Origin of the sequence: Lacinutrix algicola, from assembly GCF_001418085.1 — a bacterium.
Classification (GTDB): Bacteria; Bacteroidota; Bacteroidia; order Flavobacteriales; family Flavobacteriaceae; genus Lacinutrix; species Lacinutrix algicola.
The window spans coordinates 36,799-54,172 of sequence record NZ_LIQH01000032.1 but is presented as its reverse complement, the minus strand read 5'-3'; the positions used below and the strand labels follow the sequence as shown (position 1 = coordinate 54,172).

Sequence of the window (17,374 nt, the reverse complement as noted above, 5' to 3'; positions counted from 1 at the left end):
TTAATCGTTATTTTTAGTAAATTTGACTTCATATAAGTATATGTTTTTTTTGTTAACTATTTTAGTTACAGAAATCCCCAAATCTTTTCTTTTATGTTTAATATTACATCTAACACAATCCTTTCCGAAGAAATTCATGACAAAATTTTTTTGAATACAATTGAAAACTCTTTAGCCATAGGATACTGGGAACTAGACATTAAATCTAATATTTTAAAATGGAGTTCTGTTACAAGAAAAATTCACGAAGTAGAAGAAAGTTATATTCCTAATGTAGATACAGCTATTAATTTTTATAAAGCAGGAGCCAACAGAGATTTAATTAATAAACATTTTACAGAATGTTTAACCAATGGAAAAAGTTTTGATAACGAATTCATATTAGTCACAGGAAAGGGAAATGAAAAATGGGTAAGATCTATTGGTCACCCAAAACTAGAAGAAGGAATATGCGTTGCCATAAGAGGTGTGTTTCAAGATATTACAGAAAAAACAATAGAGGCTAAAAACACTGCACTTAAGGAAAAGCAATTTAGGTCTATCTTTGAATCCTCTTTAATAGGAATGGCAATTGTTAGTTTAACTGGTAAATGGTTAAATGTTAATGATAGTACTTGCAATATGTTAGGCTATACTCAAAAAGAGTTTTTAAAGCTAGAGTTTGAAAGCTTTACGCATCCTAAGGATAAGCATATTGGAAAAAAAGAAATTAAACTTATGCTGTCTGGAAAAATAGATAACTTCCGTACAGAGAAAAGGTACATTCATAAAAATGGTTCTTGTGTTTATTGTATTTTGTCTTCTACCATAGTAAGAGATAGCAATGGAATACCGCAACATTTTGTTGCTAGTATTAGTGATGTTACCGAAATAAAACTTGCAAAAAATGAAATAACAAATTTACTAACAGTAAGCTCTAAACAGAATGATAGATTATTAAATTTTGCGCATATTGTTTCTCATAATTTAAGATCTCATGGTGGGAATTTAGAAATGCTTTTAAAATTAAATAAAGATGAAAATCCCGAAATTGCTAACGATGAATATTTTCCTTTATATGAAAAAGCAGTAGATAATTTAAATGAAACTATTCTTAACTTAAATGAAATTGCTATTCATAATTCTTTAGATATTGAAAATTTAGAATCATTAAATCTTTTACAGTATACAAATAATGCAATTAGTAATATTTATGGTTTAACACTATCTAATACTGTAGATATAGAAGTTTTAATTGAAAATCAAATTACCATTAAAGGTGTACCTGCTTATATTGATAGTATAATTATTAACTTTTTAACGAATGCTATTAAATATAAAAGGCCCGATGTTAAAACAAAAATTATACTTGAAGCTAAACAAAATAATGATAATGTTATCCTATCTATTTCTGATAATGGTCTTGGAATAGATTTAGAAAAACATGGAGACAAGCTATTCGGTATGTATAATGTGTTTCACAAAAATAAAGATGCGAGAGGTCTTGGATTATTTATTGTAAAAAACCAAATAGATGCTATTGGTGCAAAAATAGAAGTTGAGAGCACAGTTGGAAAAGGCACTAATTTTAAGATTTATTTTGATTACAAATAATAATTAACTGAAGGATTCAATATTTAAATCCACCTATAAAACAATTTATTTAATTTCTTACCTCCCTACTTTTCCAGAAAAATGATTAATCTTCGAGTTTATTGGATTTCCTGTAATACGCCTGTATGTTGCTAACTGCCCACAGTGCCAAATAGAATCACTAATTGGTCCGTTTATGTTATTCCAATACGGAATTTCTTTTGTCCCAAAAATAATTTTGTATTGAGAAATATCATCACTTGCTCTTAAAATATCTGCTGCTTGTTTTAAGTTTAATAATGTTTGTGCTCTTAATTTAGTATGAGACATTTCTTCTTTCTCGTTTATATTTTCCTTTTTTAAAGTTGAATTTAAAATAATTAAAGATAAACTGTAAATATGCTCTATTGTTTCTAAAGACGTCCTTACAGAGTCACTTGGTTTATATGCTAAATCTTTCTCTGTTAAACTCTCACTTGCCCAATAAAATCTAAAACCCAAAGCATCTACTTGTCTTGCTGCTACAGTACCTGCTGTATATTTATTTGACGCTTCTGGAAGTTCGTAATATGGAAGCTCTATTTCGTTTTCTTGAGCAGAAAGTATTGTTGTCATTAATAATATAAAAGTTAGGATTGCGCTTTTCATTTATTTGTAATTTTAATATCGTCTTCAGTGTTAAGGATACCATCTTTTCCTTTTGATATTAAGGAATAACTTAACCCTTTATTAAAGGTTTTATATAGGAAATTATTTTTCCAATGGTCTACTGTTATATTTTTAAGAGTTGGGTTGTTTCTAATAATAACAGAAAGAGAGTCTGGATACCTATTAAAAGCTTTTTTTTCGTCTTTTAATAGCGATTCAATTTTAGATATTTTATTTACTGTTTCCTTTTGCGCTGTATTTAGGAAAAACAAATAATTAAAAAATATGAATAGAGGTATTATCAGTAATATTAAAATCATGTATCTTTTATTAGAAGGATTTACCATTTCTTGTTTTGGTAATCCGTTCTTTTTTTCAAAATTTCTTCTTGCTCTCTTCTTTTTCCAAAATTTTAAATCATCGAAAAGCATTAGTAGTTCTGCAAGAAGCTCTGCAAAATGCATATTAGTTCTTTATCTCTTTTACATCGCTAATAGTAACTGTTCCATATTTATCGAAAAGATAAATTAAGCTAGTCATAGTTGCAGCACCAAGTTCTAATTCTCTTTTATTAACAGCATCAAACGTATCGTTAGCTGCATGATGATGATCGAAATAACGCTGAGAATCTGGACGTAATCCGGCTAAAACGATATTATCGTTTTTTAATGGTCCAATGTCTGCTCCACTATATCCTTTTTCGAAATAATGAATTAAATAAGGCTTAAACAATGGCTCCCAGCTTAATACTTTATTAAGGTTAGCATCGCTACAATCGAAACTAAAACCTCTTGGAGTAAATCCGCCAGAGTCACTTTCTAACGCAAACACATGATTTTCGTTTTTACGCTTCGCTTCTTCCGCGTATTTTTTTCCGCCTCTTAATCCATTTTCTTCATTCATAAAAAGAACAACACGAATAGTCCTTTTTGGTTTAATACCGCTTTCTTTTAATAAACGTACTACCTCCATGGATTGCACTACTCCTGCTCCATCATCGTGAGAACCATCACCAAGATCCCAAGAATCTAAATGCCCACCAACTATCATATATTCGTCTGGAAATTCGTTTCCTGTTATTTCTCCTATTACATTATAAGATAAAACATCTTCGAATTGTTTACAGCTTTGCTTGAAATAGAACTCTAAATTTTTATCTTTTTTTAAAGCTTCTGAAAGCAAATTAGAATCATTTGTACTTATTGCAGCAGATGGTATGCGCTGGTTATTAGGTAAATCTAAATATCCCATACTTCCTGTGTGTGGCAAATTATCTTGACGTAAATTTAAAGAACGTACAATTACACCAACTGCTCCTAGTTTACCTGCTTCGTATGCACCTGCATAACGTTGTTTTGAGCAACCACCATAAGCTTCGAATGTGTGTATTAATTCGGGATTTAGAGCTCCATTAAAAAACACTATTCTCCCTTTTACTTTTGTACCGAGTGCTTCTAATTCTTCGAAACTTTTAACCTCGATAACTTGAGCTTTTAATCCTGCCGCTGGTGTTGCTATAGAACCTCCAAGCGCACAGATATTTACATTTAATTTTTCTCCTGAAGTTTCAAAATAACCAACTTCTTTTTCGCCTCGTTCCCATTTTGGAACCATTACTTCTTGCAACCACACTTTATCTAAACCTAGTTTCTCTAGTTCTAATTTTGTGTATCGCACCGCTTTTTCTGCGCTTACAGAACCCGATAATCTACCTCCTATTTGGTTTGATAAATAATCTAACCATTGGTAAGATTGCCCATTGGTTAGCGATTGGCTGTAAATGGTTTTCACCGTTTCTTTATCGTTTTGTGCAAATACATTTGCTGATAATAGAAGTGTTGCAATTATGATTTTTAGTTTCATGGTTGGTGCGTTAGCGATTGAAATGGCATCCTTTTTTTGCTGCCATATATGGCAAAAAAAGATATAATGGAAAGCGCGCCCCTTGCGGTAACGCCCTAATTACTATTAATTTTGAGGTTCCTATATAAGTATATATTGGTTACTCATTATTTAATTGTTCTTTATATAAATGCAAATTAGCTTTTGTTTTATCGTCTAATTCTGGTTCTTTAATGTCTCCGTATTTTTTTAAAGTATTGTACAAAATTGTTGCTACTGCTAATCGTGCTGCTGGTTTATTGTCTGCTGGAATATTAAACCATGGTGCGTGTGTTTTACTAGTTCTATTGATGGCGTCTTGATAACAATCCATATAATTATCCCAAAGTTTACGCTCTTTTAAATCGCCTGCAGAAAATTTCCAATTTTTATGTTTTAATTCCAAACGACGTAATAATCTGTGTTTTTGCTCTTCTTTTGAGAGGTTCATGAAGAACTTAAAGATTATTGTTCCGTTGTCTGCAAGATGTTTTTCGAAATTATTAATCTGATTGAAACGCGTGTTCCAAAACTCTTCGTTTACATCTTCTACGGTATTTACATTTGGTAGTTTTTCTCCTAAAATGTAATTAGGATGTACGCGAGTTACCAATACGTTTTCGTAGTGTGTTCTGTTATGAACGCCAAACTTACCTCTTGCTGGCAAGGCTAAATAATGTCTCCATAAATAGTCGTGCTTTAGCTCTAACTCGGTTGGCACTTTAAAGCTCATAACCTCAACACCACGTGCGTTGAAATCTTTAAAAACTTCACGTATTAAACTGTCCTTCCCAGAGGTATCCATACCTTGTAAACAAACCAGAACGGAGTACTTGCCGTGGGCATAAAGCGTGTCCTGAAGTTTACCTAATTTTCTTCTTACCTTTTCTAACTCATCTTTTACTTCGTCATCAGTTTCATCTAAATCTAAGTGAGACGGTAAGTTAGACAACTTAATTGGTGATGTTATTTGATGGTCTTCTATCTTTATTTCTTTCATTGAAAATTATGTTTTCATTTCCGCGAAAGCGGTAATTTTACTTATTTACTTGCAAACAATTTAACATCTTTTTCGCTTACTTCTACTCCTCCAAGAATTAATAATCTTTCGATTACATTACGTAATTCTCTAATGTTTCCTGTCCAATCGTACTCTTGTAGTAACTTAATGGCTTTAGTAGTAAAGCTTTTTTCTGCTGTGCCTTGCTCGTTAGAAATTTTCTTTGCAAAATGTTTTATTAATAAAGGAATATCGTCTCTTCTATCGTTAAGTGCTGGAACTTTAACTAAGATTACTGCTAATCTATGGTATAAATCTTCACGAAATCTACCGTCTGCAATTTCCTTTTTTAGATTTTTATTTGTTGCTGCTACAATACGAACATCTACTTTTATATCCTTATCGCTACCAACACGTTGTATACGGCTTTCTTGTAATGCTCTTAATACTTTTGCTTGCGCAGATAGGCTCATGTCTCCAATTTCATCTAAAAAAATGGTTCCGCCATTAGCAGCTTCAAATTTACCTGCTCTATCTTTTGCTGCACTTGTAAAAGCACCTTTTACGTGACCGAATAATTCGCTTTCAATAAGCTCGCTTGGTATTGCTGCGCAGTTAACTTCTATCATTGGTCCTTTTGCACGTGCACTTTTTTCGTGTAACCAATGTGCTACTAGTTCTTTTCCTGTTCCGTTTGGACCAGTAATTAGAACACGAGCATCTGTTGGTGCTACTTTGTCTATTATATCTTTAATTTGAGAAATAGCCTCGCTTTCTCCAATCATTTCGTACTTTTTACTAACCTTTCTTTTAAGAATTTTGTTTTCGATAACCAATTCTTTTCGGTCTAGTGCATTACGTACTGTATTTAATAAACGGTTTAAATCTGGCGGCTTAGATATATAATCGAATGCCCCTAAGCGCATTGTATTTACTGCTGTATCTAAATCTCCATGTCCAGAGATCATTACCATTGGTATTTCTGGTTTTATTTTTTTTGCAGCCTCAAGCACTTCTACACCATCCATTTTAGGCATTTTAATATCGCAAAGTACAAGATCGAAATCTTCTTTTTTAATTCTTTCTATTCCTGCCAAACCGTCTTCTGCTTCGAAGACTTCGTATTTATCATTTTCTTCAGAAAGAATTTTTATTAAAACTCTTCTAATTGCTGCTTCGTCTTCTATTACTAATATTTTTGGCATTATATTTTAAATTTAAATCCTGTTCTTAAATAAAATGTATTTACGTTGTCTAGTTTATAGACTTCATCTCTATTTTCATCGCGTAATTTGTTACTCATACTTATGGTGTAGCCTGAATATGCGTACCATACTAAGTGATCTGTAAAACAATACTCATATCCCAAACCTGACAGAATAACCGATAAAGAAATATTATCGACTTCTTTTCCTCCAATGGCAATAGAATCTTGAACGTTGGCAGAATATCCATCGATACCTACAAATGTTTGTATAATACTTTGTTCATTAAAAAAATATTTAACATTTGTTTTTGGTACTCCTAAATTAAAAGACCACTTCTCATTTACACGTCTATAATAACTTACAAATGGTAATGGCAATGGTATACCTGTAGTACTATTATAGGTTAGACCTAAAATTAAACGGTATGGTTTATTTTTAGACTCGTCTTTTGTTCTATCGTTTATTGCATAAACACCTCCATTTAAAAAGAAGTCGTCTCCGGATAACTTGTGTGTTAATGTAGATGCTATTCTTGGAGAAATTTTAGCTCCTAAACGCCAACCGCTTTTTAGCTTAAAAGTATATGCTACATTAAAATCCATTACATGTAAGCGCCTTAAATTAGAGGTGCTAAACGGATAATTATCTTCTATATTAAGTGCTATTCTGCTATACTCGCCTCCAATTACTAAATAGCAATCTTCTTTAGTTTTTATAGGGTAATTAACTAAACCTCTAAATCTAGTAAAGCTATCTTCTGAATTACCTTTAGGTATATAAGAATACTCTAAACGTGCTAAATCCGTGAGCTGAGCAAACGTAATTTGAAACGCCATAATAAAAAAAGCGACTATAATAAATTTAACCGTTTGGTTTTTCATAAATTTTATTAATATTATTGTTTTGAGTTCATTTTTAATTTAATATTTTCTTCGCCATTTTGAATAACATGAACATCGCGTTGTGGAAATGGGATGCTAATATTATGCTCATTAAATAATTTATATATAGCAAAGCGCACTTCACTTTTTGGTATTCTAGCATTAAAGCTATCTTCTATTGTAAAAGCAATTCTAAAATCTAAAGAGCTTTCTCCAAAGTCCATAAAAGTAACACCTGGCGGAGGATTTTTAAAGACTAATTTTGAAGATTTAGCGGCTTCTAGCAACAACTTTTTAACTAATTCTACATCACTACCATAAGCTACTCCAATATCTACAGACTCTCTGGTGGAAGATCCATTTTGTGTCCAGTTGTATAAACTGTTAGCTAAGTATAAATGATTTGGTATTATTAATACTTTATTGTCTATAGTAACTGCTCTAGTAGTACGAAGTTTAATCTCTTCAACACGGCCTACTTTTCCTTCAATTTCTATAATATCTCCAACATGAACAGATTGATCTACCAATATAAAAACTCCAGAAATTATATCTTGAAATAAGGTTTGTAAAGCTAAACCAATACCAATAAGTAATGCTGCTGATGCTGCAAAAACAGCAGTAATATCAATACCTAAAGAGCTTATTGATACCAAAAAGACAATCATATAAATTATCCATCTACCAAAAGAAAATACTGTTACAAACTTAGCTTTATCTGCTTCTGGCATATGTTGTGTTAGCAACACTCTAACCCAACGTAAAACATAAGTGGTTAAAAATAATACAGCTATTAAAATTAAGACATATTTTACTTTTAATATACCTGTACTTTCTCCTGCAGCATCTGTAAATGTATATATCTTAATATTCAAAAAGTTAATAAAACTTTCCCAAATAGAACTTTTGGTAATAGCATCGCTTACCTCTTCTACAGTCCCTTCTATTTTATCTGAAACTTTTTCTTGCATCGTTAATATTTAATCCATTTTAAAAGTTCTTTGTAGGTTGGTTTTTTACCATACATTAATATACCAACTCTATATATTTTTGAAGCCATCCAAATGGTAAACATAAATGTACCAATTAATATTAACAAAGAAAGCACTTGTTGCCAAATTGGTACTCCAAAAGGAATACGCATAAGCATTACAACAGGAGATGTAAATGGTATAAAAGAAAACACTGTTGCAACCGTTCCATGCGGTTCTTCTATAACCGTAAATCCACCAACATATACTGCCAAAATTAAAGGCATAATTATAGGTAGCATAAACTGTTGCGTATCTGTCTCATTATCTACAGCAGCACCAATAGCGGCGTATAACGAACTATATAATAGATAACCACTAACAAAAAATAAGATAAAAGCTATTATTAAATTTGCCAATGGCATATTAAAAAAGGCATTTATAAATATTTGGATATCAGCATTTGTTTCTGGATTTTGCATTGCCTGAGTCATAAGCTCTTGTTGTGGTGTATTAACTTGAGAAAAATCAATATCGAAAATTAAGGATGCAACAACCATAAGAACACTTCCTAGAATTAGCCAAATGCCAAACTGTGTAATCCCTGCAAGTGTAGTACCAATAATTTTTCCCAACATTAGTTGTATTGGTTTAACCGAAGAGATAATAACCTCAATTATTCTACTCGTTTTTTCTTCGATTACAGAGCGCATAATCATGTTTCCATAAATTATTATAAACATAAAAAGTAAGTAACCTGCTGCTCCACCAAAAATAAGCTTTACAACACTACCTTCTTTAGATGTTTTCTCTCCAGTAAAATTCTCTTGATTTATATTTATATCGACTTCAGCATTTTTTATAGTAGCTTGGTTAACTCCTTTGTCCTGAAGATTCATCTCTTTAAGACGGTCTTCTACCTTAGTTTCTAATCCAGAAATAATACTTAGCGAAGGTGTTTCAGAAGAATAAAACTCTACATCTACATTCCTTTTTTTAACCTCATCTATTGCACCTGTATTGATTTTAAAGTCTGAAATATAAAGCAACCCATAACTCTCTTGTTCCTCTACTATAACCTTAGCATTCTCTAAAGTTACACCTTTTAAAACAGTGTATTTTACTGTTTCTTTGTCTGTAAAAACAGATTCTATCTGTCCAGATTCGTCTAAAACAGTAATATTTTTTTGTTTTGTATTATTTAATTGTGATAAATACGCAACTAAAGAAAAGAGAGCAATCATAATTAATGGACTCATAAAAGTCATAATTATAAAAGCTTTATTTCTCACTTTAGTAATGTACTCTCTCTTTATTATAAGTGGTAAATGGTTCATAGTTTTTTAATTATTCTTTACTGCTTGAATAAAAATATCGCTAGCACTTGGTATTACTTCTAAAAAATGAGAAACCTCTCCTTTTGTTGTTAGATAATTTAATAATTGATTTGCTGATTCTTTTTCTGAAAGCTTAACATTAAGTTTCAACTCGTTATTTAACGTCTTAAATTCTGCTGGAGATACTATAAATTTTTCTGAAAGCGAACGTTGTAATTCTGAAGCATTATCGGTAGTAATACCAACTTCGAAAGTATTAGACTTATACTGTCTCTTTATAGCGTTAAGATTGCCATCTAAAATTTTATTAGATTTATGTATTAATGCAATATGATCGCACAACTCTTCTACAGATTCCATTCTATGTGTAGAAAAAATAACCGTTGCGCCGTCCTCTCTAAGTCTTAGGATTTCGTTTTTTATAATATCAGCATTAATAGGATCGAAGCCTGAAAAAGGCTCATCGAAAATTAATAGTTTTGGTTGGTGCAATACCGTAACTACAAATTGAATTTTTTGAGCCATCCCTTTAGACAACTCTTGAATTTTTTTATTCCACCAATCTCCAATTTCTAATCTCTCGAACCATTCGTGTAAACGCTTTTTAGCTTCAGCTTTATCCAAGCCTTTAAGTTGTGCTAAATACAAAGCTTGCTCACCAACTTTCATTGTTTTATACAAACCACGCTCCTCTGGTAAATAGCCAATGTTTTGTATATGATGCCTTTGTAAAGGTTCTCCATCCAGAAGCACTTGCCCTTTGTCTGGCATTGTGATTTGATTTATAATACGAATTAAAGTGGTTTTTCCTGCTCCGTTTGGACCAAGTAATCCAAATATACTTCCTTTTTCTACCGAAATAGAAACATTGTTTAATGCTGTAAAGTCGCCAAAGTTTTTAGAAACCGATTGTGCTTCTAATAAGTTACTCATAAAGATAAAGTTGTTAGTTGTGTAAATATAAAAAATGTAAGTTGGTATGCTTTATTGTTTAAAATTATTTTAACGCTGTAAGGAATAAAATAAATTGCAGACTACAACTTTATTACATTTTGTTTTAAGATAAGAAATATTTAAAAGATATACTTGCTAAAAAACAAAACCCACCCTTTACGCAAATAAAGGATGGGAAAAAATTGCTATGAAAAAGAAAAATTACCATTGGCGCAAACCAATGATATACCAAATATACTATTTTTTGTTCAACAATCCCTTTTTAGATTAAATAAGTTCGTTTATTAACAAAAAAATCTGCAATAGTATTGCAGATTTTTTTTTAATATATATGTTTTTCTTTTATGAGAACATATCTTTTACCTTTTCAAAAAACGATTTATCGCTTCCTTCTGGTTTAGGTGAAAAATGTTCGTCGTCTTTCATCTTCTCGAAAAAAGCAGACTGCTCTTTATTTAACGTTTTTGGTGTCCATACATTTACATGTACTAACAAGTCTCCTTTACCATAACCGTTAATACTTGGAATCCCTTTTCCGCGTAAGCGTAAAATTTTTCCAGACTGTAAACCTGCTTCTACTTTAATACGTACTTTTCCTGTAACAGTATCAATTTCTTTAGAAGCACCTAAAATTGCATCTGGTAAACTTACATATAAATCGTAATGTAAATTATCGCCTTCACGTTGTAATGTTTCGTGATCTTGCTCTTCTATTGCTACTAATAAATCTCCTGCAATACCGTTTCCTGGCGCATCGTTTCCTTTACCAGATACTTTAAGTTGCATACCGTCTACAACTCCTGCTGGAATTTTAACAGAGATTGTTTCTTCTTTTACAATTAAACCTTGAGCATCTGCTCCTGCTGGTTTTTTGTCTATAGTTTGTCCTGCTCCTCCACAAGTAGGGCATGGACTTGCAGTTTGCATACGTCCTAAAATGGTATTTGTAACTCTGGTAACTTGACCAGCTCCATTACAAGTTCCACAGGTTTGGTATGTAGTACCTTCTGCTTGAATTTTACGTTTTACTTTTATTTTTTTCTCAACACCATTAGCTATTTCTTCTAGTGTTAATTTAACGCGAATACGTAGGTTACTTCCTTTTACGCGACGTTGTTGACCTCCGCCAAAACCGCCACCTCCAAAACCAGAGAAGCCTCCGCCACCTCCACCAAAGATATCTCCAAATTGGCTAAATATGTCATCCATATTCATGCCGCCTCTTCCGCCGCCTCCAAAACCACCGCCACCTTCGAAGGCTTGGTGACCATATTGGTCGTAACGTGCTTTTTTATTCTCGTCACTTAAAACCTCGTATGCTTCTGCAGCTTCTTTAAATTTAGCTTCGGCAGTTGCATCATCCGGATTTTTATCTGGATGAAATTCTATAGCTTTTTTTCTATAACCCTTTTTTATCTCGGCAGCTGTAGCACCTTTACTAATGCCTAATGTTTCGTAATAATCTTTCTTTGCCATATCTTAAATTTGACTTCTAGCTATTTGCTGTTGCCTTTTAATTAAAAATTATTTTATTATTGTCCGATAACTACTTTTGGAAAACGAATTACTGTTTCACCAAGTGTGTATCCTTTTTCAACAACATCTATAATTTTTCCTTTTAAATTCTTACTTGGTGCTGGTACCTGTGTAATAGCTTGATGAATTTCAGAATCGAAAACATCTCCTTTTTTCACTTCCATTGCAGCTAAACCTTTTTGATTTAAAGTATTTAACAGTTTTTGATATATTAACACCACACCTTTTCTTAATTCTTCGGCTTCTTTATCGTCTTCGATATGCAATAAAGCACGTTCGAAATCGTCTAAAACTGGTAACATTGAAACCATGACATCTTTACCTGCTGTTTTAAATAACTCAACACGTTCTTTAGATGTTCTTTTTTTATAATTTTCGAATTCAGCAAACAATCTTAAAAACTTGTCTTTTTCCTGACCTAGTTCCTTATTAAGCCTGTCTTCAGTAGATAATTCTTCAACCTCAACAGTTTCCTCGTTTGTTGTTCCTTCTACTTGCTCTTCGATTATATCTTCTTTTATATCTTTTGCTTTGCTCATTTCTGTATTTATTTTAATACCAATTAAGATTGGCAAAAGTACTGCCATTATTATAAAAATGCCAAAATGTCATTATCTTTTTTTTACACGGTATAAAAGCTTAAAAATTGCCTATATGTCTGCTAGCTATAATCAATTTAAACCAAATTTTGACACTATAACAAACTTCAAGATTTATGAGAAAATTAAGTATATTCCATGGAATGTTTTTTATTTTTGCTAGATAACCAATAATAACATTTAAAATGAAAAAACAAGTACTAAATATTTTTACAGTTTTAGCTTTAGGTCTAGCTGTTGTGGGATGTAAAAAAGGAACGGAAGCAAATACAAGTGAAGCAAAAGAAGCAGCAACTAGCGAAAGTAGCTCTTCAAAATATGCTGTAAACACATCTGAATCTACTATTGAGTGGAAAGGTTTTAAACCTGCAGGATCTCATAATGGGACTATAAATATAGATAGTGGTACTTTTTCTGTAACAGATAACACATTAGAAAGTGGAACATTTATTATAGATATGACTTCTATTAACACTACCGATTTAGAAGGTGATCAAAAAGCAAATCTTGATGCACATTTAAAAGGTACTGTTGAAGGTAAAGAAGGTGACTTTTTTAACGTTGCAAAATTTCCAAACGCTGCTTTTGAAATTACTGGAACTACTGTTGAGAATGGAAAAACTATGGTTTCTGGTAATTTAGCATTAAAAGGTACTAAAAACAATATCACTTTTCCTGCTACTATTACTAATACAGGCGATGTAATGACAATTACTAGTGATGCATTTACTATCGATAGAACAAAATGGTCTATAAACTATGGTTCTAAAAGTATTTTTGATAATCTTGGAGACAAGTTTATTAATGATGATATGGAGTTAAAAATTTCTATTACTGCTAAAAAATCTTAATTAGATTTTTATAAATTATTAAAAAGCTACATCGAAAGATGTAGCTTTTTTTTTTATTCAATAGCAATTTTGATTTGTAAATTAGCAACCTAAAACGATTAAGTTCTAAAAAAGTATTTTAATGAGAAGACACAAGGTCATTAGGTTTTTTTTGATTAAAATAATATTGATAATTCAAATTATATTGTTAGTTATAACTATCAAAGAAAAGTATGAGACAAATAGTTTTATTACAATAGTTTCACTAATTATAATCTCCTTAATAATGTTTTACGGTTACAGATATCTTAACCTACATCATGAAGAATATGCCTACGAAAAAACATCTGTAGCTTTATGGGTTCCTATAGGTGCTTTAATTTGTTATTCATTAAATGTCTATAGTGGATTAGGAAGTATTTTAGCTGCAGGAATTACTGGAACTATTGCTTCTTTTATACCATTAATAAACAAACAATCTTCGTATTTAAAAAAGTTACCTGCAGCTATTTATTGTGGTGCATTTGTAGGTATGTCTAGTACAGAAATATCTCCGTCAATAGAATTTGCACTTGCGGCAGGATTTATAACTGGTATACTTTATATGTTATCGAAAAACCTCTTTCTAGGTTTAGGCGGAAAACTAGGAACCATAGCATTTATTGGAGTTGCAGTTGTTTACTTAATAAATTCTTTCTATTAATGGATTTACTAATTATTATAATAACAAGCATTTTAGGTACAACATTAACCTTTTATGTAAGCCACGAACTAAAACAAGGCGCAGTAAGAGCATCGGCCATATTATCGTTATGTGTTGGATTGTTTTTTTACTTTTTCCCTGAAGTATTTAATGCTTACTTAACAAAAAATATTCAAATAGTATTTATAGGATCTTCCTTTATAGGAATGGTTTCTCCTAAAGTAAAAAGCAGTTACATTCGCCTATCTATAGCTTCCATCCTATTTAGCATTATCTATATTAACAAAGGAGATTTTTTTAATGGTTATGGAGGACTACTAGGTGCTTTAGCTTTTATATCTCTACTCACAACTTTAGCTTTTTATGATGCAATAGCTAAAAATGCAAAAACAAAAAAAATGCTTTTTGCTCTAAAAAAATATTTAATAAAAAAAAGTAATGTACTCTAACCACAAACTATCTAGGCCTAAATTAATTCTTTTAAAGCTGAATTTAAATTAAGATATTCAAACTTAAAACCTGTATCCTCAATCTTTTTAGAACTTACACGTTGGCTTTCGAATAAAAGAATATGCATATCGCCAAGCATTAATTTCATTAGAAACTTTGGAATATTTGGCAAAAACAATGGCATCTTTAATTGCTTTGCAATCGCTTTTGTAATGGCTTTATTTGTTGCTGGATTTGGAGCAACGCCATTATAAACACCTTCCAACTTATTTTCTAAAACGTGTAGAAAAATGTTTGTTAAATCGTCTAAATGAATCCAAGACATCCATTGCTTCCCATTTCCCATTGCAGCACCAGCTCCATACCTAATTGGCATAGCTAATTGTGGAAAAGCGCCACCTTTATCTGAAAACACAATACCAATTCTTACTTTGGAAACGGTAATATTTAAGGTGTTAAAAGTATCTACTACTTGTTCCCATTCTTGCACCACTTTGCCTAGAAAAGAATCATTGATTTGTTTTTCTTCTTCAGTATAATAATTAGTTAAAGAATCTGGATAGTACCCAATAGCACTTGCTGAGATAATTTGTTTTATGTTGTTAGGATTATTTTTAACCGTTTCATGTAACAAAGCTGTAGTTTCCAACCTACTACTTAGCATAACTTGCTTGTTAGCTTCTGTCCAACGTTTAGAAATACTAGATCCTACTAAATGAATAATAACATCTACATCTTTTACGCAATTAACATCTATTTCAGCTTTACTAGGATTCCAATAAAAACCTTGATAATTAGAAGTGTTTTCTATTTTAGATTTGCTTGTTGTTAAGTAATTAACCGCAATGCCATTATTATTACATTTTTTCACAATTTCAGTTCCAATTAAACCTGTTGCTCCTGTTATAAGTACACGCATCTCTTTTTTATAAAAATACAATTTTAGTTTGTAGTGATAAGCACCTAAACCACTAATGTTTCGTTAAATATTAAGGTGTTAAAAATTATGTTTTCGAATGAAAGCACTCTTTAAACTAAACCAAAATAACAACTATAACTTAACGGCTCTTAACATGTGCCGTTTTCCTGGAGGCCCTTTTACTTTTTCTACAGTAAAACCAACCGAAATCATAGCACGTCTAGCATGACCTTGAGCGCAATAAGTAACCAATACACCATTTGGTTTCATGGCTTCGTACATGTTTTTAAAAATAGCCTCTGTCCATAACTCTGGTTGTACTCTTGGCCCAAAAGCATCAAAATAAATAACATCGAACTTGTTTTTATCTGTTATTTCAGAAAATTGCTTCTGTTGTTTTTTAAGACTGAAATTTTTAGAAACTGCACACTCTTTTTCCCAATCGCAATCATGAATAGCATCAAAAACAACATCGTCTTTTAATGCTTCAGAATAGTTCAAAGCTTTTAGTTCTTCTTTAGAAATAGGAAAACCTTCCACTCCAACATAATTACAATTTAAGTTTAATGCTTCGGCCTTAATTGCTGTTAAAAAAGCATTTAATCCTGTACCAAAACCTATTTCTAAAATAGAGATTTCAGAGTCTTTAGCATAACCTTCCGAAGTACAAAAAAAGGCTAAGCCATGTTCTAAATAAACATGCTCAGCCTCTTGTATTGCTCCGTGTGTAGAATGATATTGCTCGTTCCACTCTGGTATGTGGATGGTTGTAGAACCATCGTCTGTTATTATTATTTTGCGTTCCAAATAAACTATTTAATTAGTAGTTTTTTAATTCTTGGTATTGGTCCTGTACATTCTGTTTGGTGACAAGAAATACAAACACCAACGGCATTATTAAATCGTTCCTCTACCGGCAAACTAGACTCGGTATTAAAAACTTCTTTTTCTGCTTGAATGTATATATTTGAAAAAGCTTCAAATTTTGCATTTCTTTTTTTGAAATCTGAAAGCTCAGCTGTATGAATTTCTAAAAATGCTGAAGGAAACTCTTCCAAAGTATTTCCTGCTAGAATGTCTGCTTTAATTTTTGCATTTATAGCATACATTTCGTTCATAAGATTCGCCATTTCAGACGGCTCATACATATCGTAAACTTTCTTTTCAGATGTCTCTTCTTGTTTAACATTTTCTTTAAGCTTAGAATTACAATTTAAAACAAAAGCAAAACTTATAATGCAAAGTAGGTATTTCATTTCTATTTTTCAACTAATAAAACACCATCAGCCTCAAAAGAATATGTTTTTTTAGACTCTTTAATTAATGCAATTTCTTCGGTAGATTTACCTGCATCTTCAGCATAATGACGTAACTCTTCTACAGGCACTTCATTTACGTAAGCTTTACCATTTATAATCACTTCTTGTCCTGAAATATTTTTAGGCATAAAGAATCCGTAGTCTTTAAACTTGACCATAACCTGCTCTCCATTATCTAAATCTAATTTCATCCAACACCCTTTAGCTTGGCATACCTCATCCACTTTTGCAATCATTTTAGTGTTTATACTATCACCAACTTTCATTGCTTTATAATGTTCTGCCATAGATTTTGCTGCAATAGCATCGTCTGCAATAATTTCTTCTCCAAACGACTTGTAATTAACAGCCATTTCTTTAGCCACCTCAACAGCTTCTTCTTTTTTCGCTTCCTTACATGCTACAATACTAAAAACAACAGCTAGTGCCAATACTACTTTTCTCATATTACTATATTTTATTAAATTGGTTTTTACTACTTCAAAGATAGTATTTTAAGATGAAAAACTCGATTTCTTAATTCTTAATTCTGTACTTTTGCAATAGTAAAGACACACAATATTTTC

19 protein-coding genes are annotated in these 17,374 nt (G+C 31.5%); 4 read left to right on the top strand and 15 right to left on the bottom strand.

The window, feature by feature from the left end; all coding sequences use genetic code 11:
• Positions 1-93: 93 nt before the first annotated feature.
• Complete coding sequence (locus ASC41_RS06835) at positions 94-1,593, top strand: sensor histidine kinase (protein ID WP_055435890.1); 1,500 nt, start codon at positions 94-96, stop codon at positions 1,591-1,593.
• 57 nt (positions 1,594-1,650) lie between these two features.
• Here the strand turns inward: ASC41_RS06835 and ASC41_RS06830 are convergent, their stop codons facing one another.
• The 11 genes from ASC41_RS06830 to ASC41_RS06780 all read right to left on the bottom strand — a co-directional run bounded on the left by ASC41_RS06830 (position 1,651) and on the right by ASC41_RS06780 (position 12,527).
• The gene (locus ASC41_RS06830) at positions 1,651-2,220 is read right to left on the bottom strand and encodes a hypothetical protein (protein ID WP_055435889.1); all 570 of its coding nucleotides are present in this window, start codon (positions 2,218-2,220) and stop codon (positions 1,651-1,653) included.
• Positions 2,217-2,684, bottom strand: coding sequence for a type II secretion system protein GspG (locus ASC41_RS06825; protein ID WP_055435888.1), 468 nt, complete (start codon positions 2,682-2,684; stop codon positions 2,217-2,219). Before ASC41_RS06825 ends, ASC41_RS06830 begins: the two co-directional genes overlap by 4 nt.
• A 1-nt stretch (position 2,685) precedes the next feature.
• A complete protein-coding gene (locus tag ASC41_RS06820; protein WP_055435887.1) occupies positions 2,686-4,083 on the bottom strand; it encodes a M20/M25/M40 family metallo-hydrolase in 1,398 nt (465 codons plus the stop codon).
• 139 nt (positions 4,084-4,222) lie between these two features.
• A complete protein-coding gene (locus ASC41_RS06815) occupies positions 4,223-5,101 on the bottom strand; it encodes a PPK2 family polyphosphate kinase (protein ID WP_055435886.1) in 879 nt (292 codons plus the stop codon).
• 41 nt (positions 5,102-5,142) lie between these two features.
• Entirely contained in the window at positions 5,143-6,306 is a 1,164-nt protein-coding gene (locus ASC41_RS06810) for a sigma-54-dependent transcriptional regulator (protein WP_055435885.1), read from the bottom strand.
• Positions 6,306-7,190, bottom strand: a complete 885-nt coding sequence (locus ASC41_RS06805) for a DUF6268 family outer membrane beta-barrel protein (protein ID WP_083477156.1) — start codon at positions 7,188-7,190, stop codon at positions 6,306-6,308. Before ASC41_RS06805 ends, ASC41_RS06810 begins: the two co-directional genes overlap by 1 nt.
• Before the next feature lie 14 nt (positions 7,191-7,204).
• Positions 7,205-8,161, bottom strand: a complete 957-nt coding sequence (locus ASC41_RS06800) for a mechanosensitive ion channel family protein (RefSeq protein ID WP_055435884.1) — start codon at positions 8,159-8,161, stop codon at positions 7,205-7,207.
• Between the two features lie 2 nt (positions 8,162-8,163).
• Positions 8,164-9,498 (bottom strand): ABC transporter permease, encoded by a 1,335-nt coding sequence (locus ASC41_RS06795; RefSeq protein WP_055435883.1) that lies wholly within the window; start codon positions 9,496-9,498, stop codon positions 8,164-8,166.
• Between the two features lie 6 nt (positions 9,499-9,504).
• Entirely contained in the window at positions 9,505-10,431 is a 927-nt protein-coding gene (locus tag ASC41_RS06790) for an ABC transporter ATP-binding protein (RefSeq protein WP_055435882.1), read from the bottom strand.
• 363 nt (positions 10,432-10,794) lie between these two features.
• Positions 10,795-11,928, bottom strand: coding sequence for a molecular chaperone DnaJ (dnaJ, locus tag ASC41_RS06785; RefSeq protein ID WP_055435881.1), 1,134 nt, complete (start codon positions 11,926-11,928; stop codon positions 10,795-10,797).
• A gap of 56 nt (positions 11,929-11,984) precedes the next feature.
• Positions 11,985-12,527 (bottom strand): nucleotide exchange factor GrpE, encoded by a 543-nt coding sequence (locus ASC41_RS06780; protein ID WP_055436002.1) that lies wholly within the window; start codon positions 12,525-12,527, stop codon positions 11,985-11,987.
• Between the two features lie 245 nt (positions 12,528-12,772).
• Between ASC41_RS06780 and ASC41_RS06775 the strand changes: the two genes are divergently transcribed.
• The 3 genes from ASC41_RS06775 to ASC41_RS06765 all read left to right on the top strand — a co-directional run bounded on the left by ASC41_RS06775 (position 12,773) and on the right by ASC41_RS06765 (position 14,569).
• Positions 12,773-13,438: a YceI family protein gene (locus ASC41_RS06775; RefSeq protein ID WP_055435880.1), complete on the top strand. Its 666-nt coding sequence runs from the start codon at positions 12,773-12,775 to the stop codon at positions 13,436-13,438.
• A 265-nt stretch (positions 13,439-13,703) separates the two neighbouring features.
• Positions 13,704-14,120, top strand: a complete 417-nt coding sequence (locus ASC41_RS06770) for a hypothetical protein (RefSeq protein ID WP_241489638.1) — start codon at positions 13,704-13,706, stop codon at positions 14,118-14,120.
• Positions 14,120-14,569, top strand: coding sequence for a hypothetical protein (locus tag ASC41_RS06765; protein WP_055435878.1), 450 nt, complete (start codon positions 14,120-14,122; stop codon positions 14,567-14,569). The genes ASC41_RS06770 and ASC41_RS06765 overlap by 1 nt, the downstream gene beginning before the upstream one ends.
• A 17-nt stretch (positions 14,570-14,586) precedes the next feature.
• Here the strand turns inward: ASC41_RS06765 and ASC41_RS06760 are convergent, their stop codons facing one another.
• The 4 genes from ASC41_RS06760 to ASC41_RS06745 form a co-directional block, all read right to left on the bottom strand.
• On the bottom strand, positions 14,587-15,489 hold the full coding sequence (locus ASC41_RS06760) for a TIGR01777 family oxidoreductase (RefSeq protein WP_055436001.1): 903 nt from the start codon (positions 15,487-15,489) through the stop codon (positions 14,587-14,589).
• Positions 15,490-15,621: 132 nt separating this feature from the next.
• The gene (gene mnmC2, locus ASC41_RS06755) at positions 15,622-16,296 is read right to left on the bottom strand and encodes a tRNA (5-methylaminomethyl-2-thiouridine)(34)-methyltransferase MnmC2 (RefSeq protein ID WP_055435877.1); all 675 of its coding nucleotides are present in this window, start codon (positions 16,294-16,296) and stop codon (positions 15,622-15,624) included.
• 5 nt (positions 16,297-16,301) lie between these two features.
• Positions 16,302-16,745 carry a hypothetical protein gene (locus tag ASC41_RS06750; RefSeq protein WP_055435876.1) on the bottom strand — a complete coding sequence of 148 codons (444 nt, stop codon included), beginning with the start codon at positions 16,743-16,745 and terminating at the stop codon, positions 16,302-16,304.
• 2 nt (positions 16,746-16,747) lie between these two features.
• Positions 16,748-17,254 (bottom strand): DUF4920 domain-containing protein, encoded by a 507-nt coding sequence (locus tag ASC41_RS06745; RefSeq protein ID WP_055435875.1) that lies wholly within the window; start codon positions 17,252-17,254, stop codon positions 16,748-16,750.
• Between the last annotated feature and the right edge of the window lie 120 nt (positions 17,255-17,374).